This is a genomic window from Erwinia persicina (assembly GCF_014838825.1).
GTDB lineage: Bacteria > Pseudomonadota > Gammaproteobacteria > Enterobacterales > Enterobacteriaceae > Erwinia > Erwinia persicina_A.
In genome coordinates this window covers 234,768-255,681 of the sequence record NZ_JACYMO010000006.1, presented here as the reverse complement: position 1 = coordinate 255,681, position 20,914 = coordinate 234,768, and the positions used below count along the sequence as shown (strand labels likewise).

Here is a 20,914-nt window from a genome sequence, read left to right as displayed (position 1 = left end):
TTAACTGCGTTCAACGTCACCTTCTCGCTCGAAGCTGACATTAGCCTGCCGTCAGTCCGCTTTGTGCCAGGAGCGAACTTTGCAAACATCACTGTTTTATTTAGAGGATAACAGGTCATAATAAGTGGTCCTCATTAACTGCGTTCCATCAATTCAAGCGTCTGACCATCAGGGCTTTGTAAATATATTACTCTGGTTCCCTGCATGGGGCCTGACAACACTGTCTGAGGTTTACCCGGCGTTTTCCAGCCGTAGTCCGATACGTTGCCCAATAGCGTATCAAGATCCTCGACATTAAAAGCAAGGTGAGCGTAGCCTGGGATATAGGGTGCTGAAGGTTCTTCTGGCTGCTCAATGTTATTGTATTGTAGTAATTCAATTCGAATATCAGCCAGTTCAAGCAAAGCCATTCGTACATCAGCTCCCCTTGCACCTGTTACCTCATCGATTATAGGTCCAGACATTTTTCCTTCACGTAATAATTTACCTCCAAGAATCTGAGTCCAAAAAAATAATGAGTCTTCAATGTTTTTAACTGAAAAACCAACGTGATTAACACTTAAGATCATGCAATTACCTGCTGAGTTTTGAAAGTTCATCATCCAGCTATATAGAAAGCCTGCATCTTTTATCGATAAATTGCGAATGTCCGCTTCTCGCTCGAAGCAGAGGGTATCCCCTTCAGAGTCAGCCTTGTACAAGCCCCAGTTCGCCGGTGCTTAAACCGGCCTCTGAGACGTGGCCTGACGATTCAGGGCGTATTCTTCATTACGCCACTGCGACTGGCTCCCGGCGGCTGGCCGTTGATACGCTTGAAAGCCCGACTGAACGCGGCCTGAGAGGTATAGCCCAGACGCTGGGCTACCGTGTCGATCGATAGCTTATCCTGGCTGAGCCACTGACTGGCGAGACGCATACGAAACTCCGTTGCATAGCGCAGCGGCGGCACGCCAATGGTCGTTTTAAAGCGATCGGCAAAAACAGAACGCGATACATGCGATTCCGCTGCCAGTTCAGCAACAGTCCACTCTTTGCCGGGCTGACGGTGTATAGCCAGTATGGCCCGGGCAAGGCGCGGGTCCCGCAGGGCCGCAAAAAGGCCAGATGCAGATTCACAGCCACATTCAACCCATCCACGCACCATCATCGCGGCCGCGACCTCGGCAAGACGAGCCAGAATGCCGGCAAAGCCGATGCGTCCTGAGCATATTTCGCTTTTCATGGCATACAGAATTGACACCAGACCCGGATAACGCGGCTGATCGGTATTCGCCACGATGACCTGCGGCATCAGTTTACCGAGCCTGTGCATGCCGCCGAAATCGAACGCCATGCAACCGTAAAAAAGCACTGCGCTTGGGATCGGGTGCGTACTGGGGCAGGTATCCACCCCGCTTACGGCTTCCCCCAGGGGAGCTGTAGCGAAATTGTCGATAGGCTGAAACACAGCGAGGGGGTCTGAAAGCAGCTGATGCGTTCCTCCCTGAGGCATGAACACAGCATTGCCAGCCGTCAGCTTGTGAAGCGCGCCGTCATTTGTACGTAAGAAAGCCGAGCCAGCGGCCAGATAATGAAAATAAGCATGTCCCGGCCTGTCATCAAACCCCAGCCCGAAAGAAGGGCCGGTCTGGATACGGCGATACTGGACACCGCGCAGGCGCATGCCCGTCAACAGTTCACTTATCAGATCGGACGACAGGGCGGTTTGTTCTTTATCGGTCATTTCAGGTGTTTCGGGCATAACATCAAGATTCAGCATCATAGATCGTCCTGCCAATCGACGCTAGGCTTTCCGCTGTGATAATTACCCTGGGATAGAGAAGATGAGCAATGATGTAAATAGTGCTGTACCCGCATCTGCAAATGATGATGAACCGGCGGGAGCCGCATGGACCGCTGTATTTTCCCTGGCAATGGGCGTGTTTGGTTTGCTGACGGCAGAGTACCTCCCTGCCAGTCTGCTGACGCCTATGGCCGCTGACCTGCAGGTGTCGGAAGCGCTTGCTGGCCAGGCGGTGACCGTGACGGCAGTCGTGGCCCTGTTTGCCGGCCTCCTTGTGCCCGGCCTGACTCGCCGGTTTGACAGAAGGGCCGTCCTGTTGAGTTTCACAGGACTGATGATTGCCTCCAATCTGCTCGTGGCATGTTCCTCAAGCCTGACCGTTCTGTTAATTATGCGAATACTGCTGGGCATCGCTTTGGGAGGGTTCTGGAGTATGGCCGCTGCCGTTGCCATGCGGCTGGTTCCCGCCAGGCTCGTTCCGCGCGCGTTATCCTTTATCTTCAGCGGCATTGCCGTGGGCACCGTGGTTTCGGTGCCGCTGGGCACTTACCTGGGGGGGCTTTACGGGTGGCGCAGCGCCTTTGTGGCAGCAACGGCAGTGGGTGTGCTGACACTCATCGTCCAGTTATTCACTCTGCCGCGTATGGCGGCGCGCAAAACGGTACGAACCGCATCGGTAATAGAGTTACTCCGACGACCCGGTATTGCCCCGGGAATGATGGGATGTGTGCTTGCCCACACTGGACAGTATGCGCTGTTTACCTATATTCGCCCGGCTCTTGAAAGCGTTACCCACAGTGACGTGAATGGTTTGTCTTTAATACTGCTTGGGTTCGGTGCAGCCAATTTTGTGGGAACGCTACTGGCCGGATGGCTGATGGAGCGCAGCCTGCGAGCCACCCTGGTGCTGATGCCTGCAATAGTCGGCGTAGCGGCATTGTTCATGATCTGGCTTCCCGTACAGTTAACCGGAATGATATTCCTGATCGTACTGTGGGGGCTGGCGTTTGGTGGTGTTCCCGTCGCCTGGTCTAACTGGGTGGCGCGAGCGGTGCCGGATCAGGCAGAAACGGCAGGAGGCATGGTGGTCGCATCCGTACAATCCTCAATCGCTGCCGGCGCTGCTGTAGGCGGGCTGATGTTTGGATTTAGTGGCGTTGCGGGCGTTTTTCTTACCGCCGGCGGCTTGATGTTGCTCGCTGCGCTTTTTATTGCCGTTAAGGTTCGGGTAGAACTGCCACAGCATGGCCAGTCTGACAGCCCGGCAACACACTTTTAGCTTAAGGTTCGGTGGCCCACGAATGGCGTCTTTGCCTGAACGGCGCCCTGTGCATCAACCTGACTGAGTGTTAACTACGGTAAACACATCAGGTCAACATGGCTCCGCAATGTAGCATTGAAGAATCGACTCGATCATTGTTACCTGCGTCCCGAATGGCTCAATGCCGGGCCTGGCTCCAGTCAGGCCTGGCATTGCATGCCAGTCGGGTATGTGCCAGAAGCAGACATTACAGCGGCGATGGTATTATCCTAAGCTCATTGCAATATCTGCTGTCTTTACTGACAGAAATTGCGCTGATGAACGGCTCCCAATACTAAATTTTTAATAGCTTATAAAAAGTTCCCTGAAAAATTATACTCTCAGTTTGTTGCTCAAATTTGATCTCTGAGGATGGATTTTTATGGCTCTTGAACCAGAAATTGCAAATCTCGTAAACGATTTCATCTCTGCAGGTCGTCCGTCATCGCGTAATCAGACGTTCCGGGAACGTCGGGATGGTTATGTCGCAAGCACAGCACTGGCTGGTAGTACTGAGACACGCGTAAATATTGAAGACATGATTATTGACAACATACCGTTGCGTATTTTCTCGCCATTAAATGAAAAGAAAGTGTTACCTACGGTTGTCTATTATCATGGTGGCTGTTTTATAAGTGGTGGTTTTTTAACGCATGAAAATCAATTGCGACAAATTGCTTTCCTGGGGGGTTGCCGTGTCGTTGCTGTGCAGTATCGTTTAGCGCCAGAACATACTTATCCTGCAGCACATGATGATGCTGAATATGCCGCTAACACTGTATGGAAACACGCACAAGCGTTAGGTATTGACCGTAATTGTATAACGTTAATGGGAGATAGCGCGGGCGGCCATCTTGCTCTGATAACAGCGTTGCGAGTGAGAAGTGCTGGGCAGTGGTTACCCAGACAGCTAGTACTCATTTATCCTATGCTGGATGCAACAGCATCATCTGAAAGCTATAAGTTAAACGGCAGTGATTATGTGATAACTCGTGATACGCTAATTACCGGTTTCGAAGCCTATTTCCCTAACACTAATTTTGACCACCCTGACGCCAGTCCGTTATTCCGTAATGATTTCTCGGGCTTGCCGCCAATACATATTATTACAGCGGAATATGACCCCTTGCGCGATGAAGGTGAAGCCTTGTTTGTTCGCATGACACAACAGGGGGTAAAGTGCACGGCACAACGCTACCTCGGCGTCATCCACGGCTTCTTCCAGCTCGGAGGCATTAGCCAGACAGCACGTAATCTGATGCGGGACATTTGCTCCCTGCTTCGTTCAGTTGATGAGCGATGACATACTTTTTTATCAGGTCATTACCTTATCGCTAAATCAGAAAAATAGCGGATCAAAGGCGAACCATGGCATAACGTCAGCTTCTCGCTCAAAGCAGACACTGCGCGGGTTACATCAAGCGTCCAGCGCCCCCACAAGGCCTTATTGAACGCTGAGTCATGCAGGCTTAGACATTTCAGGGAACGTCACGCGCATCAAGATGCCGTTGCATAAAGGTCAGGTCCAGCCAGCGGCCAAATTTGTTGCCGACTTCAGAGACCCGGTACGCTGGTAAGGTATGAAAATCAGGCGGTCTGGCAGGATCCCGAAAGCCATTACATTCGTCGCCACGTGTCACCGGACCCTATCCCTGTCGACCTGGTCAGCATCGCCCTTCCTGCCAGAACGGCGGTGCCGATGCCGGCTATCTCCTACCGTTCCCGGCGTCAGGTGATCTGGGTGCTCGAAGGCAGGCTGACGCTTGAAGAAGGGCCGACGACTTTTGAGATGCTCACCGGGGATTGTCTGGCGTTGGGCGTTCCGGCCGATTGTGTTTTCAGGAATGAGACTGATGAGACGTGCCGGTATTCAGTGGTGGTGCTAAAGCCCGCCTGAAGAGCCCCATTACGCTGATGAGGTGAGACACGTTTTTCATCACCCCGGGTCAGCGATTAATCACTGCACGGGATGCGTAGCGCCTCCCGTAGTGTAACCGGTGATTAGCCAGGCGACGTCAGGATGAATCTGACGGCCATCCACAATAGATAAATCCCCAGCGTTATCTGCACACCCCGCAACGCCCAGCGGGCATAGCGCCACGCATGACGTTCGCGGGCGTCAGCCGCAGCGATAACCGGATCCGCGTTAATGACTCTTTTATTCGGCCTGAAATCCAGCCAGATACTGACGACGACGGCTAAGGCGACAATCACTTTATACAGCACATTATGTTCCATCATTCCGTTCCCGGTTGTCTGATAAAAATCGTCCTTAATACTGAACGGGCATCCCCTCTGATGGCGAAATGCAGAGTGAGGGCATTCGCATTTGGCATGTCAGCACGGTTCATCCCTTCATACGGCTTTTTTGCCACTCATCTAAGTGGAGTGAAAAAAACATGCTCGGCGGTGCGTCATTCACATCATCAATGTCCCGGATATACCTCAGCCCGACGTTGTGCAGGACTTTTTGCGAGGCCAGATGGTTTCTTCTGACCACCGCACCTATCCCGGCCAGCGCGATCGTTTCAAATCCATAGCGGACGGCACGATCGGCAAATTCTGTCGCCAGACCTTTGCCCCATGCCTGCGTTGCAAAGCGATACCCCAGATTGTTAATCGACATATCGGCGACGCGGGCTATCTGCAGCCCTCCGAAACCGATGATGTTGTCAGGATTATCGAGAAGCGCAATGGCCCAGTGGCCAAACCCGTGACGTTCACGATGCTCTGTCCAGCGATGCAGAACCGTTCTCGCATGATGAATATCCGGATAAGGCCCTGCGGGATTGAACAGGTTGGTGGCAGGGTCACCGTAAATACTGAACAGGGCCGCCGCATCGGATGACACGACCGGCCGAAGGATCAGACGCTCAGTTTTAATTTCCACTTTCCCCCCCGGATGGGTGTTATCCGTCCATTCGCTGTTGATGCCTGTCCGCTTACTGATGTTAATCCCCTTCGCTGAAACCTGATACCGCATCTTCGGGGTAAGTTCAGCGCAAACCGTCATGTTTTTGGGCAACCGCTGACCTGCGGATAATGGCGACAGACCAGGTTGAGCTTATTCTTCGGCTCGAAACCGTTATCCAGCATGCACCGCTGAACCTGTGCGGCTTTACGTAGCGTCGGCACGTAAGGTAGCGAGCCCAGAGGTTGCGGATAACCACACTGATACATCACCACCAGCGCCTGCTTATCATTTTCAATCTGCTGTGTGAAATGCTGTGAAGCCCCCGCTTTACGCCAGGAGATCAGGGAATATTCGCTCACACCGTAAGCCGGATCAATCGGATTAAACCCGCTGTCTGCGACAAAAGGCAGTGCTTCAAGCTGTTTCTGACTCAGGGGGTGTCCCTGCTCCTGGCTGATGCAGGCCGGGGTATCATGAAAAACCCCCACGCTGCAGATTTTGAAACCGTCTTTACGGGTAAAGCCTTTATTTTCCATGCACTGGTAATAGAGCACGGACTCATTATACGTTTTAGGGATGTCGGGGCCAGGAAGTGGCACACCGCACTGCCCCATCGCGACCCGCACGCCATCGGTGTCCGTGTCAGGACGCTGCCACTGGACCAGGTCCGGTGCGGGGGGGCACCCTGTCAGCAGGAACACCGACGCTGTCAGCAGAGATAACGTCATCAGCGTTGCTTTTCGGCACATGAACATTCCTGTTTTATTATGATTTCAGCGCATCCTCATACTGCCCGGAATGTCCCTTGGCGACAACGGTGTTGCGCTTTATCCTCACGCAGAAACGTCCTTATTACCGTATCAACGTCGTCTTCACGAACGGATTTATCCCCGTCGATCCGCTGATAGCGGGTACGTATTTTTTTCAGTCCTGACGCCACTTTTCGCCCATCGCCCCTGTCATTGCGTGGCGGAGGGCAACAGGCCTGCCTGTGAATACCCCCGGATAAGCTCATCGAAGAGGCTAATATCATTCCGGCTGCGCGCCATTAACTGAGCACCTGCAATCGCGGAAAATATCGCCCGCGCCCGCGTCTCACCGTCCCCTGGACCGCAAATACCGGCGTCCTGAAGCTGCGCATTCAGCCATGCCACATTGATATCGGCGAATTTCTGCACCTCTGTTTTGACTTTATCTGGCAGGTCGTCATATTCAGCCGACATAAAACTCACCATGCACAACCGGTTCTCACTTTCCAGAGAACGGCGAAAAATATGGGGATAGCGAATCAGACTGTTGAGTGCGTCGCCTTCTGTTTCACGTATTGCCTGAAGATCCCGCGCCGTATCCTCCCAGTAGCGTTGTGCCACTGCCGCCCCCAGATCCGCCTTGCTGGCAAAATGATAGTAAATGCTTGCCGCTTTAATCCCGACCTCATCGGCCAGGGCACGAATGTTCAGGCCGGTGTACCCATGCGCCTGTGCTTTCAGGCGGGCCGCGTGAAGGATTTCATCACTGGATGTCTTGCTCATTATTTTTCTCCTGAAGAAAGCCATTATTCTAACACCTGTTAGTTAGGTGTTGACAACACAATCTCATGCGCCTACTGTTTTACCTACCAACTGTTAGTTAGTTTTTTCTCTCAAGAGGCAATCATGAGCAACGCTATTTTTTATTCAGACGCAACCCAACTCGCCAGCATGATCCGCAGCCGCGAAATTTCCCCGGTGGAAGTCATGCAGGCCCACATTAACCGCATTGACGCCACTAACCCGGACGTTAATGCCATCGTGACCCTGGCCGGCGATGCGATGAAGCAGGCCATCGCAGCGGAAGCCGCGGTAATGAGAGGTGATGATCTCGGCCTTTTGCATGGAGTTCCGTTTACGGTCAAGGATTCGATAGACACTGCCGGCGTGCTGACGCAGCGCGGCTCGCCGATCTTTAAAGACCGTCGTCCTGATGAGGACGCAACCAGCGTAGCGCGTCTTAAAAAAGCAGGCGCTATCCTGCTGGCGAAAACCAACCTGCCCGAGTTTTCATACTGGATCGAGAGCGACAACCTGCTTTCCGGCCGTTCCAATAACCCCTGGGATCTGACCCGGACACCCGGTGGCTCCAGCGGAGGTGAATCCGCTGCTATCGCAGCAGGCATGTCTCCGCTGGGCCTGGGCACCGATCTGGCCATTTCCGTACGCGGTCCGGCGGCACAGACCGGCATCACATCGATGAAAGCCACGCACGGCAGCATTCCGATGACCGGGATCTGGCCCCGTGCGCCTCGCCGGTTCTGGCATGTGGGCCCGATGGCCCGCTCCGTACGTGATATTGCCCTGGCCTTTTCACAGCTGTCCGGCCCAGACGGGCACGATGCCTTTTCCAGTACCGCGCCGGTTTATCCGGATGGGCTGCCCGCGGCGTCCTCACGTCCGCTGCGAGTTGGCTGGATGACCGGTCCCGGCTTTGGCCCGGTCGACCCTGAGGTGGTCGCCGTTGTTAAGTCAGCGGCGGATGCGCTGCACGGCACCGGAGTGACAGTGGAGCACGTAGGTATTCCGGCTCTGGAACAGGATTTTGCGCTGGACGTATTCAACAGGCTGCACGTGATGGAAATGAAACCCGCTTTTGCTGCCGCAACGGCAGGTCGTCACCCTGACGAGTTGTATAAAATGGCAAAAACCATGCTGTCACTGCCGGACACCTCAATGTCCGACTATATCGATGCAGAGCAGGCAGCAGAAAGGTTGCGGGATGGTTTTGCGGAATACTTCTCCCGCTTTGATGCCCTGATCACGCACGTCCTTCCCGTGCAGGCACACAAGCACGGCGTAGCGCATTTTGTCATTGACGGACAAGAGGTGGATGCAACCTATCTGCAGGGAGCGACTGTCCCGCTTAACATCACCGGTTTACCCGGCATAGCGCTCCCCTTTGGAAAAAGTCGTGAGGGGATGCCGATTAACGTTCAGATAGTGGGAAAATGGCATGCGGAAAGAACCATTTTACATATCGCTTCACTGCTTGAAGCCGTCAGCCCGGTGAAAGGATCCCACCCGTCGCTCTGAGTATAAGCGGCCTCGCCGGGTGAGGTGAGGCCGGGTACACAGGTTCACGCCGATGTCAGCTGCGGTGTAACACGTTCCCTTTTCGCGCCAGGGATGGCGGAGTACCCTCCTTACTAACCCCCCTGTTTACCGCGTCATGAGGCAACCGCAGGGATTTCCCCGCGTTCAATCTCCGCGCCCAGGATTAACGCTGGGTAAGATAATTTTTTAGAATGTGTCCGGCAGAAAGGAGATGTTCAACCAAGCGGATACCTTCATCCGGGCTGAAAGGCAGCCCGACTCTGTAGCGAAAAGAGGTCAGTTATCGCCAGAAATTGATCCAGACAGGGATCGGGGCATTCCGGCGTGCGGATGCCTGGCACATCCTGCGCACTTTCCCTATCATAGGCGCATTATCCCCACCAGCCGAGACGCCCGTGCATTCGATGTTTGAGATGTTGCTCGCCGTGTTTGACCGCGCAGCGCTGATGTTAATCTGCCTGTTCTTTATTACCCGTACCCGTCACTTCCGCCAGCTGCTGCAAAAAGATGAGCATTCGCGTCAGGAGCTGATTGCGGTCACCGCAATTTTCTCGCTGTTTGCGCTGTTCAGCACCTGGACCGGGATCAACGTTGAAGGTTCACTGGTCAATGTGCGGACCATCGCCATTATGTCTGGCGGCATCCTGTTTGGTCCCTGGGTAGGGATTGCCACCGGCGTGATTGCCGGGTTGCACCGCTTCCTGATTGATATGGATGGCGTCACCTCGGTGCCGTGCCTGATCACCAGTATTGTTGCCGGGGTGGTCTCCGGCTGGATCAACCTCAGGGTGGCCAAAGAGAAGCGCTGGAGCATCGGTATTATCGGCGGCATGGCCTGTGAGTCCCTGACCATGCTGCTGATTGTCGCCTGGGCCTCCCCCACCTCACTGGGGCTGGATATCGTGTCGGAAATCGCCATCCCGATGATCCTCGGGGCCGTCAGTATCGGGCTGATCGTGCTGCTGGTGCAGAGCGTGGAGGGGGAAAAAGAGGCCATTGCTGCCCGTCAGGCCAAGCTGGCGCTGGATATTGCCAATAAAACGCTGCCGCTGTTCCGCCAGGTCAACAGCCATTCCCTGCGTCAGGTATGCCATATCATTCGCGACGACATTCATGCCGATGCGGTGGCGATGACCAATAATAAGCAGATCCTCGCCTATGTTGGCGTGGGGGAAGAGAACTATCACAACGGTGATGACGGTATCAGCCCGACCACCACAGCAGCGATAACCGAAGGTAAAATCATCATCAAAAACAATGATGAAGCCCATCGCACCCCGGAAATTCACTCGATGATTGTCATCCCCCTGTGGGAGAAGGGTGAGGTTACGGGAACGCTGAAAATTTATTACCGCCATGCCCACCGCATCACCTGGTCGCTGAAAGAGATGGCCGTCGGACTGTCGCAGATTATCTCCACTCAGCTGGAGGTGTCGCGTGCCGAGCAGCTGCGTGAAATGGCCAACAAGGCCGAACTGCGGGCGCTGCAGAGCAAAATTAACCCTCACTTTCTGTTTAACGCCCTGAATGCGATCTCTTCATCCATCCGCATTAATCCGGACACCGCGCGCCAGCTGATCACCAACCTGTCACGTTATCTGCGCTATAACCTTGAGCTGAACGATGACGAGATTATCGATATCAAAAAAGAGCTCTACCAAATCAAGGATTACATCGCCATCGAACAGGCGCGCTTCGGCGATAAACTCACCGTGATCTACGACATTGAAGAGGACGTTAGCTGCTCGCTGCCCAGCCTGCTGATCCAGCCGTTGGTTGAAAATGCCATTGTGCACGGCATCCATCCCTGCCGGGGCAAGGGCGTCGTAACGCTAAGTATTCACGACCTGGGTGACCGGATCCGTATCGCCGTCCGCGATACTGGCAACGGGATCAGTGAGGACGTGGTGGCCAGGGTGGAAAACAACGAGATGCCGGGCAACAAGATCGGCCTGCTGAATGTGCACCATCGGGTGAAGTTGCTGTACGGTGAAGGACTGCATATTCACCGCCTTAACCCGGGTACAGAAATTGCGTTTTACATCAGTAAAAACGGTGTGGGTCTGCCGGAAAAACCTAGTATTTCAATAACCTGAACCGGGATACAGCGTGAAAGCAATCATTGTAGAAGACGAGTTCCTCGCCCAGCAGGAGTTAAGCTGGCTGATACGTGAACACAGCCAGATCGCTATTGAAGCGACGTTTGATGACGGTCTGGACGTGCTGAAGTACCTGCAAACCCATCAGGTTGACGTGATCTTCCTTGATATCAACATCCCCTCGCTGGACGGGATGCTGCTGGCGCAAAATATCAGTAAGTTCGCCGATAAGCCGCTCATCGTCTTTATTACCGCCTATAAAGAACATGCGGTAGAAGCCTTTGAGCTGGAGGCCTTTGACTACATCCTTAAGCCCTGGTCTGAAATGCGCATCATCACTCTGTTACGCAAGCTGGAAAACCACAGCCAGAGCCACTCTCCGCTGAATCAGACGGCGGTACGCCCTGCCCCGCACACCATTAACCTGGTGAAGGACGAGCGCATTATCGTCACCGATATCAACGACATTTATTATGCAGAAGCCCACGAGAAGCTGACTTTTGTCTACACGCGGCGGGAAGAGTATGTGATGTCGATGAATATCACTGAATTTTGCAGCCGGCTGCCGGATGAGTATTTCTTTCGCTGCCACCGGTCTTACTGTGTCAACCTCAGCAAGATCCGCGAGATCGAGCCCTGGTTTAACAATACCTACATCCTCAGGCTACGCGATCTTGAGTTTCAGGTCCCGGTCAGCCGCAGTAAGGTGAAGGAGTTTCGCCAGCTGATGCGGCTGTAACCGCCGCATCGCTGACGTGAAAGGCAGGGTTTACAGCACCCGCCCCAGGGTCTGACGCAGGTGAGCGCCCGCCCCGAGCAGGCCTGGCTGATCGTGGGTGATCAGATAGACAGGAATACCAGAAACGTAGTCTTTGAAGCGGCCTTTGTCCTCAAACGCGGCGCGGAAGCCGGAGGCTTTAAAGAACTCAAGGAAGCGCGGAACAATCCCGCCAGCGATATAAACGCCGCCGAAGGTACCGAGGTTCAGCGCCAGATTGCCGCCAAAGCGACCCATGATCACGCAGAACATCGACAGCGCGCGACGGCAGTCTGTGCAGCTGTCCTGCAGGGCGCGCTCGGTGACGTCACGCGGCTTCAGATTTTCTGGCACCCGGTCATCTGATTTAACAATCGCCCGATACAGATTCACCAGCCCGCCGCCGGAGAGAATACGCTCGGCGGAGACATGCCCCAGCTCCTCACGCAACACTTCAAGGATCTGATCCTCTTCTTCACTGTTGGCGGCGAAATCGACGTGGCCACCTTCGCCCGGCAGGCTGACCCAGCGCTTATCCACATGCACCAGATGCGCCACGCCCAGGCCAGTCCCGGCACCGTAGACCGCAACCGGCTTATCCGGCACCGGCGCACAGCCGCCAAACTGCAACACATGCTCACTGGAGAGCATCGGGATCGCCATCGACACGGCGGTAAAATCGTTAATAATTTCCAGCGCCTCGAAGCCGAGGCTGGCTTTCAACTTGCTGGTCGAAAACGCCCAGTCGTGGTTGGTCATTTCCACCCAGTCTTCCGTGATTGGGCAGGCAATGGCGATGCAGCCATGTTGAATATCCTGCTGCTGTTCGTCGAGATAAGCGCGGATCACCGCTTCAAGACTGTCATATTCTGAAGTGGAAAAGGTTTTAGCCTGTGACAGGGCACCGTTACTGACGTCACACAGTGCCAGACGGGCATTGGTCCCGCCGACATCACCTACCAGGGCATAGCTGGTCATTATTGTTCTGCTCCGCTGAATTCAATTTCCTACACTATACCCAAAAACAGTCGAGTTGCATCAAGGCGACATCTGAATTACGCCTAAACAGACTTACCGACTGTTGCTCTGGTGCAGGGCCCGGGTGACCGAGGCCAGCAGCGGCGGGATGTCATCCGCGGGCAGCACCACTTCCACCAGCGACAGGCATGACTGCGGCGGCTGGAGCAGCAACATCGCGTCCTCCAGCTGCACCGTCTGGGTCACACGCCAGCTCTGCGCCTGACAATCAACGTTGAGTGCCTGGGGCAGACGCGTCCAGTCCCAGCTGGCAATATCGTTATAGCGCTGCTGCGCGCCGTGGATAGCCCGTTCAACGGTATACCCCGCGTTATTGAGCAGGAAAATAACCGGCTTCTGTCCGTCACGCAGCATCGTACCCAGCTCCTGTACCGTCAGCTGCGCGGAGCCATCGCCGATAATCAACACCACCCGCCGCTCCGGCTGGGCCGTTTGCGCGCCAAAGGCGGCCGGCAGCGTGTAGCCAATTGACCCCCACAGCGGCTGTACCAGCATCAGAACATTGTCCGGCAGACGCAGGGCCGCAGCGCCGAACGCTGCCGTCCCCTGCTCCGCCAGAAAAATATCTCCCGGTCGTAAAAAGCGCTGTATGGCCTGCCAGAAGGTGCTCTGGGTCAGGCTGTCGGACGGGGCATTCTCCATCACCGGCGGGGCCACAATGCCCTGCCGCCAGCCCGCCCCGTGCCTGCGGGCCAGCGCATGCAGGACCGCCAGCGCTGCCGCCATCGGTATACCGGGAAACTCACGCCCCGCCACATGACAATCGTGCAGGTCAACTTCAATAGTACGGCTGCGGGTAATATGCTGGGTAAAGCCGGCGGTCAGCGTATCGGTATACTTCACGCCAATGGCGATCAGCACCTCGCTCTCTTCGATCACCGCCCGCGTACTCTCCGCGCTGGAGGCCCCGGCATAGGTTCCCGCATAGCCATACAGTCCTTCCGGCAGCACGCTTTTGCCCATCAGCAGGGTAGCAAAGGGCATCGGGACCTCAGTCAGCCAGTCGCGCAGGCGCTGCTGCTGCCCGGCGCGGTCAGCAAGAAAATCAGCCAGCATTGCCGCACTTCCAGCGCCGGCCAGCAGGGTTTCGGCCGCATCGGCGAAGGCGGCCAGCGACGCACTGGTGCTCGCGACGGGCAGCGCCAGCGGCTGTTCCGGCGGTGAAAGCGGGCTTTCGCCCACGTTGGTGGCCAGCAGCAGGTAAACCGGACGGCGCGCCGTTAAGGCCGAAAGCAGCAGCCGATCGATTTCGGCGGCAGCGTTACCGACCGTCAGCACGCTGGTGGCGACGGCAATCTCCTGATACATGCGCAAAAAATGGCTAAAGCTACCGTCCCCCAGCGTATGGTGCAGCAGCTCGCCGTTGTTCTGTGCGGCTTGTGAGGGGGCCCCGACGATATGCACTACCGGCAGATACTCCGCATAACTTCCCGCCACGCCGTTAAGGGCGCTTAACTCACCGACGCCAAATGTGGTCAGCAGGGCCCCCGCCCCCCGGCAGCGGGCATACCCATCCGCCGCATAGGCCGCATTCAGCTCATTGGCACAGCCCACCCAGGCGAGGCGCGGATGATCGATCACATGATCGAGAAACTGCAGGTTGTAATCACCCGGTACGCCAAACAGATGATCGATTCCAATCTCATTTAAGCGGGCAAGCAGGTAATCACTGACGGTGTATTGCTTCATCGTCCTGGTCCTCTCTGGCATCTGCTTTCAGTATTAGCGATTATTTTCACTCTGTTATCGGAAAACCGCAGAACCAAATGGAAAGGGATCGTTACGCGCCAGGAATTATCTTTAAGTTGCGATCCGTCGCGCGATTTCATTTAGTGTAACCGTATACACTACTATGCTGTTTAGCGACCCTCCGTTTTCATTACAGGATTTATTCATGGTTTATCAAGCAGATACCCGTCGTTATGAGACAATGACCTATCACCGCACCGGGCGCAGCGGTTTGAAACTTCCGGCTATTTCCCTCGGTTTATGGCATAACTTTGGCGACAGCACCCGCGTCGATAACAGCCGCGAGTTGCTGCATCATGCGTTTGATAACGGTATCACTCATTTCGACCTGGCCAATAATTACGGCCCGCCTCCCGGGTCAGCCGAAGAAAACTTTGGCCGCATCCTGCGCGAGGATTTTCGCGGCTATCGTGATGAACTCGTGCTCTCCAGCAAGGCGGGTTACACCATGTGGGAGGGGCCATATGGTGACTGGGGTTCGCGTAAGTATCTGATTTCCAGCCTCGATCAAAGTCTGCAACGTATGGGCGTGGAGTATGTGGACATCTTTTATCATCACCGCCCGGATGCGGAAACGCCGCTGGAAGAGACCATGACCGCGCTGGATCACCTGGTGCGTCAGGGCAAGGCGCTGTACGTCGGTCTGTCCAACTACCCGGCAGAGCTGGCTGCACAGGCTATTGCGCTGCTGAAAGAGCTGGGCACGCCGTGTCTGATCCATCAGCCAAAGTATTCGATGTTTGAACGTGCGCCGGAAAAAGGCCTGCTGGACGTGCTGGCCGACCAGGGCGTGGGCAGCATTGCCTTCTCACCGCTTGCGGGGGGCATGCTGACTGACCGTTACCTGAACGGTATTCCTGAAGACTCGCGTGCCGCCAGCGGCAGCCGCTTCCTCAGTGGCGATCAGCTGACCCCGGAAAAAATGGATAAGGTGCAGCGGCTGAATGCGATGGCGCAGCGTCGCGGGCAAAAACTGTCGCAGATGGCGCTGGCCTGGGTACTGCGCGGCGACCGCGTCACCTCGGTGCTGATTGGAGCCAGCAAAACCAGCCAGATTGATGACGCCGTGCAGATGCTGGGCAACCGCAACTTCAGCGCAGATGAACTGGCGGAGATTGACGCAATTCTTGGCTGATCTTCATCGACGATCCTCTCAGGGCCGGTCGGAACACCCCGGCCCTGTCATTACGCCCCGTTGCAGATAAATCCCAAATCCACGTATTCCGCACATTTTCAGAGTTCCCCAGGCGTAACGGCGAGGAACTGTTTATATTGTGCCTCTACGGTGGCGCAGTCAGGCCGCTGATAAAGGAGATAATATGAAACGCATCTTGCTTATTGCCGCTTTGCTGGCAAGTTTATCCCCGCTGGCGGTACACACAGCTTACGCCGACAGCGCCCGTATCACCCTGGCTCCAGGTATTACACTGCATTTAGGCGATCGCGACGATCGGGGACGTTACTGGGACGGTGGCCGCTGGCGCGACAACCACTGGTGGCGCAATAATTACCGTTACGATGAAGGGCGCTGGTGGCGACACGAGCAGTGGCGACGTCATCAGGAGATGCGCCGCCACCATCAGTGGGAAAAGGAGCGCCGCTGGCGCGACCACGATCGCCGGCGCGAGTGGCGTCATCATGAAAATGAACGCCGTCATGATGAGCGCGACCGCCACGATCGCCACGACCGCTGGTAATTTTTCAGGGCGACCCGTAACCGGGCGCCCTGTTATTTTATGACAGGATCAAAGGTTCATTGCCATGGCCACCAGCAGGTAGCCGTTTAATACCACCACCACCGCCACAATCACCCAGCCAATACTCTGCATCAGCCGTGAATTCACCATTTCGCCCATCAGATCGCGGTTGCCGGTAAAGGCCAGCAACGGCACCAGCGCCAGAGCAATACCAAAGCTTAACAGCACCTGACTCATCACCAGAATACGCGTCGGCTCCCAGCCCGCCATAATCACGATAAAGGAGGGCAGCATGGTGACCACGCGCCGCACCAGCAGTGGGATATGGAAGCGGATAAAGCCCTGCATCACCACCTGACCGGCCATAGTGCCGACCACGGTAGAGGAGAGCCCCGCCGCCAGCAGGCTGAGACCGAACACCACGGCGGCCGCTTTACCCAGCAGGGGATCCAGCGTCAGATAGGCCTGGCCGAGATCGGCAATGCCGCTGTGACCGCTGAAGTGAAATGCCGCCGCCGCCGTCGCCATCATCGCCAGATTAACAAAACCGGCAATGGTCATGGCAATGGCTACGTCCAGCTTGGTCGAGGAGTAGCGCTGCGCGCGCGTGCCGCCCTCGTCTTTTTGCGTCAGGGACGAGTGAAGGTAGATAACATGGGGCATAATTGTCGCCCCCAGCACGCCCGCCGCCAGCAGGACAGCATCGGCCGTTGGCAGGGAAGGCACTGCCATGCCGTGCATCAGGTCGATCACTTTCGGCTGCGAGAAGAACAGCTCAATCACATAGGCGGCAGCAACAAACAGCAGTAATCCGCCAATGATAAACTCCAGCGGCTTCTGCCCGCGGCTTTGCAGCATCAGGATCAGGAAGGTCGCGACCCCGGTGAGCATCGCCCCCTGCAACAGACTGACGCCAAACACCAGCTTGAAGCCAATCGCCGCGCCGATAAACTCCGCCAGGTCGGTCGCCATAGCGATAATTTCCGCCTGCACCCAGTAAAACCAGACGGCCGGGCGTGGGAAGCGGTCGCGAATATGCTCGGCAAGGTTTTTGCCGGTGGCAATGCCCAGTTTGGCAGACATCAGCTGGATAACCATCGCCATCACATTCGCCCACACCACCACCCACAGCAATGTGTACCCGTAGGAGGCCCCGGCCTGGATATTAGTGGCAAAGTTACCGGGGTCGATGTAGCCAATCGCCGCGATAAAAGCGGGCCCCATCAAGGCAAACTTGATTTTACGATTACTGCGAATGTTCTGCTCCGCAGTGCGGCTTCCGAACATAGTGTTTACCCCTGAAACGATGACCTGACTGTCTATGCTGCCCTTTATTGATCATGCTTATCAAGGGCACAGAGAACGGTTATTTTTATCGCTGTGATAGCCAGCGCTATAAGGTATAGCAAAGGCTATACTTTAAAACAAACTACGGTAAACTCAAAAAATGAGCAACCCTTTTTTACTGTAGGATATTCGGAAATCACTTACCAGCTAAAGGGTCATTATTTAATCAAACAGGGCTTGTCAGCCCGCGCATAATCGAGGATAACGTGCCTGAAGATAAGGTAAGTCGTTAAGTTTTGGTGAAAACATGTGACGGCTCATGCTTTTCTGCAATCTGCTGCAATAGGGAATTGTTATATTGCGGCGTAGATCTCGTTTTTCCCGTTCTTGTTACATAGAATGTGCAACGAAATATAACAGCCCTCAAATTTGGAGCAAACATGTCCCGCATTCTGCACTTTGCTTTGGCACTGGCGGTGGTCGCCCTGCTGGCCCTTCTGGTCAGCCGCGATCGTAAAAATATCCGTGTGCGTTTTGTCATACAGCTTTTAGTCATTGAAGTTCTGCTGGCCTGGTTCTTCCTGACCTCAGAAGCCGGTCTGGGTTTCGTCAAAGGCTTCTCAGACCTGTTCGAACATTTACTGAAGTATGCGGCGCAAGGGACTAACTTCGTCTTCGGTAATATGAGTGATAAGGGCCTGGCGTTTTTCTGGCTCAACGTTCTCTGCCCTATCGTCTTTATCTCGGCGCTGATCGGTATTCTGCAGCACTTCCGCATCCTGCCAATCATTATCCGTGCTATCGGTACTGTACTGTCGAAAATCAACGGCATGGGTAAGCTGGAATCTTTCAACGCAGTGAGCTCACTGATTTTGGGACAGTCAGAGAACTTTATTGCCTATAAAGATATCCTCGGCAAGATGTCAGAGCGCCGGATGTACACCATGGCAGCCACCGCTATGTCGACCGTTTCTATGTCGATCGTCGGGGCGTATATGACCATGTTGCAGCCAAAGTATGTCGTGGCTGCGCTGGTGCTGAATATGTTCAGTACCTTTATCGTGCTGTCGCTGATTAACCCGTACCGCGTAGACAGCGAAGAAGACCTGAAGCTGGGTAACACCCATGAAGGTCAGAGCTTCTTTGAAATGCTGGGGGAATACATCCTCGCCGGGTTCAAAGTGGCCGTTATCGTAGCCGCGATGCTGATCGGCTTTATCGCGTTGATCTCGGCGATTAACGCCCTGTTCGATACGATCTTTGGCATCAGTTTCCAGGGTATCCTAGGGTATGTGTTCTACCCGTTCGCCTGGGTTATGGGTGTACCAAGCCATGAAGCCCTGCAGGTCGCCAGTATTATGGCCACCAAGCTGGTGTCTAACGAGTTTGTGGCGATGATGGACCTGCAGAAAATTGCCGGTACGCTGTCTCCACGCGGTGAAGGTATCCTCTCCGTGTTCCTCGTCTCGTTCGCCAACTTCTCGTCTATCGGTATCGTTGCCGGGGCAATTAAAGGCCTGAATGAGGAACAGGGTAACGTCGTGTCGCGCTTCGGCCTGAAGCTGCTGTACGGTTCTACCCTGGTGAGTGTGCTGTCGGCATCGATTGCCGGTCTGGTACTGTAATCACCTGGCGGGGCCTCTGGCCCCGCTTTCCCCTCCCCCCTGCTTCTCCTCTGTACGAACCTCCTCCTACGCTTCAACACGCCCTGTAAGCGGTTAAACAACGCATAAGCCTAGCCGTCGGCGATCCTGTCGCTGAAAGCGGTCCGAAAGGGATACGGAATACGGGAAACGAAAAAAAATCCGCCTGAGCAGATTGTGGGTTTAATCAGGGAAGGATCAGAATTTGGTGGAGATAAGCGGGATCGAACCGCTGACCTCTTGCATGCCATGCAAGCGCTCTCCCAGCTGAGCTATACCCCCACATCTTAATTCTCAGTTTTCCGGTGCCACCTTATCTTCTGGTAAAGAGTTGGTGGAGATAAGCGGGATCGAACCGCTGACCTCTTGCATGCCATGCAAGCGCTCTCCCAGCTGAGCTATACCCCCAAGCCGGAAAACTGTGTCGTGTTGACGGCGGGGATAATATGAAACGGTGGGGTTGGTGTCAACGCTAAAATAACAATCTGAGATCGATCGCTGAAAAAGCCGTCAACGCAGGGCAAAAAGCGATAACTCCCTGTTTTCCCCCCCCCTTTCTGCCGCGGCCTTTTCCGCGATGACTTTCTGTTAATGACGCGTTAATAACAAGGTTAAAAGCTACTTGTTTTTGTTAATCGACCATGCAAAACTGCGCCCGTTTTTTGATGCCATGCCCTGCTCTGCGCTGGATGGAAGCCTTTTTTAGCGGACAGCGGAATCTGGCGCCCTTTCCCGTTATTAATTTCACCAGAGCGAATATGTCTTTGCACACACCAAAAGAGATTTCAGCTGTCGCGGTTCAGGCAGGCGTGATCAAAAGCCGTACACCGGTATCTTCTCTGCTTATTCTTGGTTTCCTTGCCGGGGCGTTTATCGCATTTGGCTTTCTTCTCTATATTCACGTCGTTAACCAGCTGCCGGCAGACTGGGGATCATTTGGCATCCTGCTGGGTGCGGCGGTATTCCCGGTAGGGATCATCCTTACTGTGCTCGCCGGGGGAGAATTACTGACGGGAAATATGATGCTGCTGCCGGTGGCATGGTTCGCACGCCAGATCAGCGCACTCAGCGTAATGCGTAACTGGTTCTGGGTGACCCTGGCGAACTTTATTGGCAGCATCACCATCGCGTGGTTCTTTGGTCATATGTTAGGAATGACGGAAGGTGACTATCTGAAGAAGACGGTGGCGATTGCCAGCGCAAAAGTGAATGCTGATTTCCTCCATGCCTTTATTTCCGGTATTGGCTGCAACTGGCTGGTCTGCCTGGCAACCTGGATGGCTTTTGCCAGTAAAGATGTGGTCGGCAAAATTTTCGGCATGTGGTTCCCCATTATGGCTTTCGTTGCCATTGGCTTCCAGCACGTGGTGGCCAATATGTTTATTGTTCCGGCCGCCATTTTTGCCGGTTACCTGAGCTGGGGAGAGTATCTGCCTAACTTTGTGGCCGTCTTCCTCGGTAACGCCGTGGGTGGTGCCATATTTGTTGGCCTGGCCTACTTTGTCGCCTTCCGCGCACCGCCGTCAGAAAGCCCCGTTTCACGCTGACATCACGCTCCCCT

At 54.8% G+C, this 20,914-nt stretch carries 18 protein-coding genes, 2 tRNA genes and 1 pseudogene; 10 read left to right on the top strand and 11 right to left on the bottom strand.

The window, feature by feature from the left end:
* Positions 1-134 precede the first annotated feature (134 nt).
* Both IFU29_RS16080 and IFU29_RS16075 read right to left on the bottom strand, forming a co-directional pair.
* On the bottom strand, positions 135-569 hold the full coding sequence (locus IFU29_RS16080) for a VOC family protein (RefSeq protein WP_191934832.1): 435 nt from the start codon (positions 567-569) through the stop codon (positions 135-137).
* 182 nt (positions 570-751) lie between these two features.
* Complete coding sequence (locus IFU29_RS16075; RefSeq protein ID WP_191934800.1) at positions 752-1,762, bottom strand: AraC family transcriptional regulator; 1,011 nt, start codon at positions 1,760-1,762, stop codon at positions 752-754.
* Positions 1,763-1,823: 61 nt separating this feature from the next.
* Here IFU29_RS16075 and IFU29_RS16070 point away from each other — a divergent pair, with 61 nt between their 5' ends.
* From IFU29_RS16070 to IFU29_RS22855, 3 genes and pseudogenes are all read left to right on the top strand, one after another.
* A complete protein-coding gene (locus IFU29_RS16070) occupies positions 1,824-3,062 on the top strand; it encodes an MFS transporter (RefSeq protein WP_191934799.1) in 1,239 nt (412 codons plus the stop codon).
* Between the two features lie 403 nt (positions 3,063-3,465).
* Complete coding sequence (locus IFU29_RS16065) at positions 3,466-4,386, top strand: alpha/beta hydrolase (protein WP_191934798.1); 921 nt, start codon at positions 3,466-3,468, stop codon at positions 4,384-4,386.
* 261 nt (positions 4,387-4,647) lie between these two features.
* A pseudogene (locus tag IFU29_RS22855) lies at positions 4,648-4,980 on the top strand (LacI family transcriptional regulator); the annotation flags it as partial.
* 104 nt (positions 4,981-5,084) lie between these two features.
* On the opposite strand, the gene IFU29_RS16060 reads toward IFU29_RS22855, so the two are convergent.
* The 4 genes from IFU29_RS16060 to IFU29_RS16045 form a co-directional block, all read right to left on the bottom strand.
* Positions 5,085-5,324, bottom strand: a complete 240-nt coding sequence (locus IFU29_RS16060) for a hypothetical protein (protein ID WP_191934797.1) — start codon at positions 5,322-5,324, stop codon at positions 5,085-5,087.
* A gap of 106 nt (positions 5,325-5,430) precedes the next feature.
* Entirely contained in the window at positions 5,431-5,973 is a 543-nt protein-coding gene (locus tag IFU29_RS16055; protein ID WP_191934796.1) for a GNAT family N-acetyltransferase, read from the bottom strand.
* A 119-nt stretch (positions 5,974-6,092) separates the two neighbouring features.
* Positions 6,093-6,746 (bottom strand): hypothetical protein, encoded by a 654-nt coding sequence (locus IFU29_RS16050; protein WP_191934795.1) that lies wholly within the window; start codon positions 6,744-6,746, stop codon positions 6,093-6,095.
* A gap of 210 nt (positions 6,747-6,956) precedes the next feature.
* Entirely contained in the window at positions 6,957-7,529 is a 573-nt protein-coding gene (locus IFU29_RS16045; protein ID WP_191934794.1) for a TetR/AcrR family transcriptional regulator, read from the bottom strand.
* A gap of 123 nt (positions 7,530-7,652) precedes the next feature.
* On the opposite strand from IFU29_RS16045, the gene IFU29_RS16040 reads away from it, so the two are divergent.
* From IFU29_RS16040 to IFU29_RS16030, 3 genes are all read left to right on the top strand, one after another.
* Positions 7,653-9,062 carry an amidase gene (locus IFU29_RS16040; RefSeq protein ID WP_191934793.1) on the top strand — a complete coding sequence of 470 codons (1,410 nt, stop codon included), beginning with the start codon at positions 7,653-7,655 and terminating at the stop codon, positions 9,060-9,062.
* Between the two features lie 434 nt (positions 9,063-9,496).
* Positions 9,497-11,179 (top strand): sensor histidine kinase, encoded by a 1,683-nt coding sequence (locus IFU29_RS16035; protein ID WP_194710769.1) that lies wholly within the window; start codon positions 9,497-9,499, stop codon positions 11,177-11,179.
* 13 nt (positions 11,180-11,192) lie between these two features.
* Entirely contained in the window at positions 11,193-11,921 is a 729-nt protein-coding gene (locus tag IFU29_RS16030) for a LytTR family transcriptional regulator DNA-binding domain-containing protein (RefSeq protein WP_191934791.1), read from the top strand.
* 30 nt (positions 11,922-11,951) lie between these two features.
* Here the strand turns inward: IFU29_RS16030 and glk are convergent, their stop codons facing one another.
* Positions 11,952-12,917, bottom strand: a complete 966-nt coding sequence (glk, locus tag IFU29_RS16025; protein WP_191934790.1) for a glucokinase — start codon at positions 12,915-12,917, stop codon at positions 11,952-11,954.
* 93 nt (positions 12,918-13,010) lie between these two features.
* On the bottom strand, positions 13,011-14,666 hold the full coding sequence (locus IFU29_RS16020; protein WP_191934789.1) for an alpha-keto acid decarboxylase family protein: 1,656 nt from the start codon (positions 14,664-14,666) through the stop codon (positions 13,011-13,013).
* 205 nt (positions 14,667-14,871) lie between these two features.
* On the opposite strand from IFU29_RS16020, the gene mgrA reads away from it, so the two are divergent.
* Entirely contained in the window at positions 14,872-15,861 is a 990-nt protein-coding gene (mgrA, locus tag IFU29_RS16015) for an L-glyceraldehyde 3-phosphate reductase (protein WP_191934788.1), read from the top strand.
* 184 nt (positions 15,862-16,045) lie between these two features.
* On the top strand, positions 16,046-16,423 hold the full coding sequence (locus IFU29_RS16010; protein ID WP_191934787.1) for a DUF2502 domain-containing protein: 378 nt from the start codon (positions 16,046-16,048) through the stop codon (positions 16,421-16,423).
* 48 nt (positions 16,424-16,471) lie between these two features.
* Here the strand turns inward: IFU29_RS16010 and IFU29_RS16005 are convergent, their stop codons facing one another.
* Positions 16,472-17,710, bottom strand: coding sequence for an Nramp family divalent metal transporter (locus IFU29_RS16005; protein WP_191934786.1), 1,239 nt, complete (start codon positions 17,708-17,710; stop codon positions 16,472-16,474).
* 440 nt (positions 17,711-18,150) lie between these two features.
* Here IFU29_RS16005 and IFU29_RS16000 point away from each other — a divergent pair, with 440 nt between their 5' ends.
* Positions 18,151-19,335: a NupC/NupG family nucleoside CNT transporter gene (locus IFU29_RS16000; RefSeq protein WP_191934785.1), complete on the top strand. Its 1,185-nt coding sequence runs from the start codon at positions 18,151-18,153 to the stop codon at positions 19,333-19,335.
* A 224-nt stretch (positions 19,336-19,559) separates the two neighbouring features.
* Here IFU29_RS16000 and IFU29_RS15995 read toward each other — a convergent pair.
* Together IFU29_RS15995 and IFU29_RS15990 are read right to left on the bottom strand one after the other, a co-directional pair.
* Positions 19,560-19,635, bottom strand: a tRNA-Ala gene (locus tag IFU29_RS15995).
* Positions 19,636-19,685: 50 nt separating this feature from the next.
* A tRNA-Ala gene (locus tag IFU29_RS15990) sits at positions 19,686-19,761 on the bottom strand.
* Positions 19,762-20,111: 350 nt separating this feature from the next.
* On the opposite strand from IFU29_RS15990, the gene IFU29_RS15985 reads away from it, so the two are divergent.
* A complete protein-coding gene (locus IFU29_RS15985) occupies positions 20,112-20,900 on the top strand; it encodes a formate/nitrite transporter family protein (protein WP_191934784.1) in 789 nt (262 codons plus the stop codon).
* The last annotated feature ends 14 nt before the right edge of the window (positions 20,901-20,914 follow it).

What these genes read in the sequence shown, in the direction of transcription:
- IFU29_RS16005 (WP_191934786.1), bottom strand. Translation starts at nt 17,710, where the DNA reads ATGTTCGGAAGCCGCACTGCGGAGCAGAACATTCGCAGTAATCGTAAA.
- IFU29_RS16060 (WP_191934797.1), bottom strand. Translation starts at nt 5,324, where the DNA reads ATGATGGAACATAATGTGCTGTATAAAGTGATTGTCGCCTTAGCCGTC.
- IFU29_RS16010 (WP_191934787.1), top strand. Translation starts at nt 16,046, where the DNA reads ATGAAACGCATCTTGCTTATTGCCGCTTTGCTGGCAAGTTTATCCCCG.
- IFU29_RS16045 (WP_191934794.1), bottom strand. Translation starts at nt 7,529, where the DNA reads ATGAGCAAGACATCCAGTGATGAAATCCTTCACGCGGCCCGCCTGAAA.
- IFU29_RS15985 (WP_191934784.1), top strand. Translation starts at nt 20,112, where the DNA reads ATGTCTTTGCACACACCAAAAGAGATTTCAGCTGTCGCGGTTCAGGCA.
- IFU29_RS16065 (WP_191934798.1), top strand. Translation starts at nt 3,466, where the DNA reads ATGGCTCTTGAACCAGAAATTGCAAATCTCGTAAACGATTTCATCTCT.
- IFU29_RS16035 (WP_194710769.1), top strand. Translation starts at nt 9,497, where the DNA reads ATGTTGCTCGCCGTGTTTGACCGCGCAGCGCTGATGTTAATCTGCCTG.
- IFU29_RS16075 (WP_191934800.1), bottom strand. Translation starts at nt 1,762, where the DNA reads ATGATGCTGAATCTTGATGTTATGCCCGAAACACCTGAAATGACCGAT.
- mgrA (WP_191934788.1), top strand. Translation starts at nt 14,872, where the DNA reads ATGGTTTATCAAGCAGATACCCGTCGTTATGAGACAATGACCTATCAC.
- IFU29_RS16050 (WP_191934795.1), bottom strand. Translation starts at nt 6,746, where the DNA reads ATGTGCCGAAAAGCAACGCTGATGACGTTATCTCTGCTGACAGCGTCG.
- IFU29_RS16080 (WP_191934832.1), bottom strand. Translation starts at nt 569, where the DNA reads ATGATCTTAAGTGTTAATCACGTTGGTTTTTCAGTTAAAAACATTGAA.
- IFU29_RS16040 (WP_191934793.1), top strand. Translation starts at nt 7,653, where the DNA reads ATGAGCAACGCTATTTTTTATTCAGACGCAACCCAACTCGCCAGCATG.
- IFU29_RS16020 (WP_191934789.1), bottom strand. Translation starts at nt 14,666, where the DNA reads ATGAAGCAATACACCGTCAGTGATTACCTGCTTGCCCGCTTAAATGAG.
- IFU29_RS16000 (WP_191934785.1), top strand. Translation starts at nt 18,151, where the DNA reads ATGTCCCGCATTCTGCACTTTGCTTTGGCACTGGCGGTGGTCGCCCTG.
- IFU29_RS16070 (WP_191934799.1), top strand. Translation starts at nt 1,824, where the DNA reads ATGAGCAATGATGTAAATAGTGCTGTACCCGCATCTGCAAATGATGAT.
- glk (WP_191934790.1), bottom strand. Translation starts at nt 12,917, where the DNA reads ATGACCAGCTATGCCCTGGTAGGTGATGTCGGCGGGACCAATGCCCGT.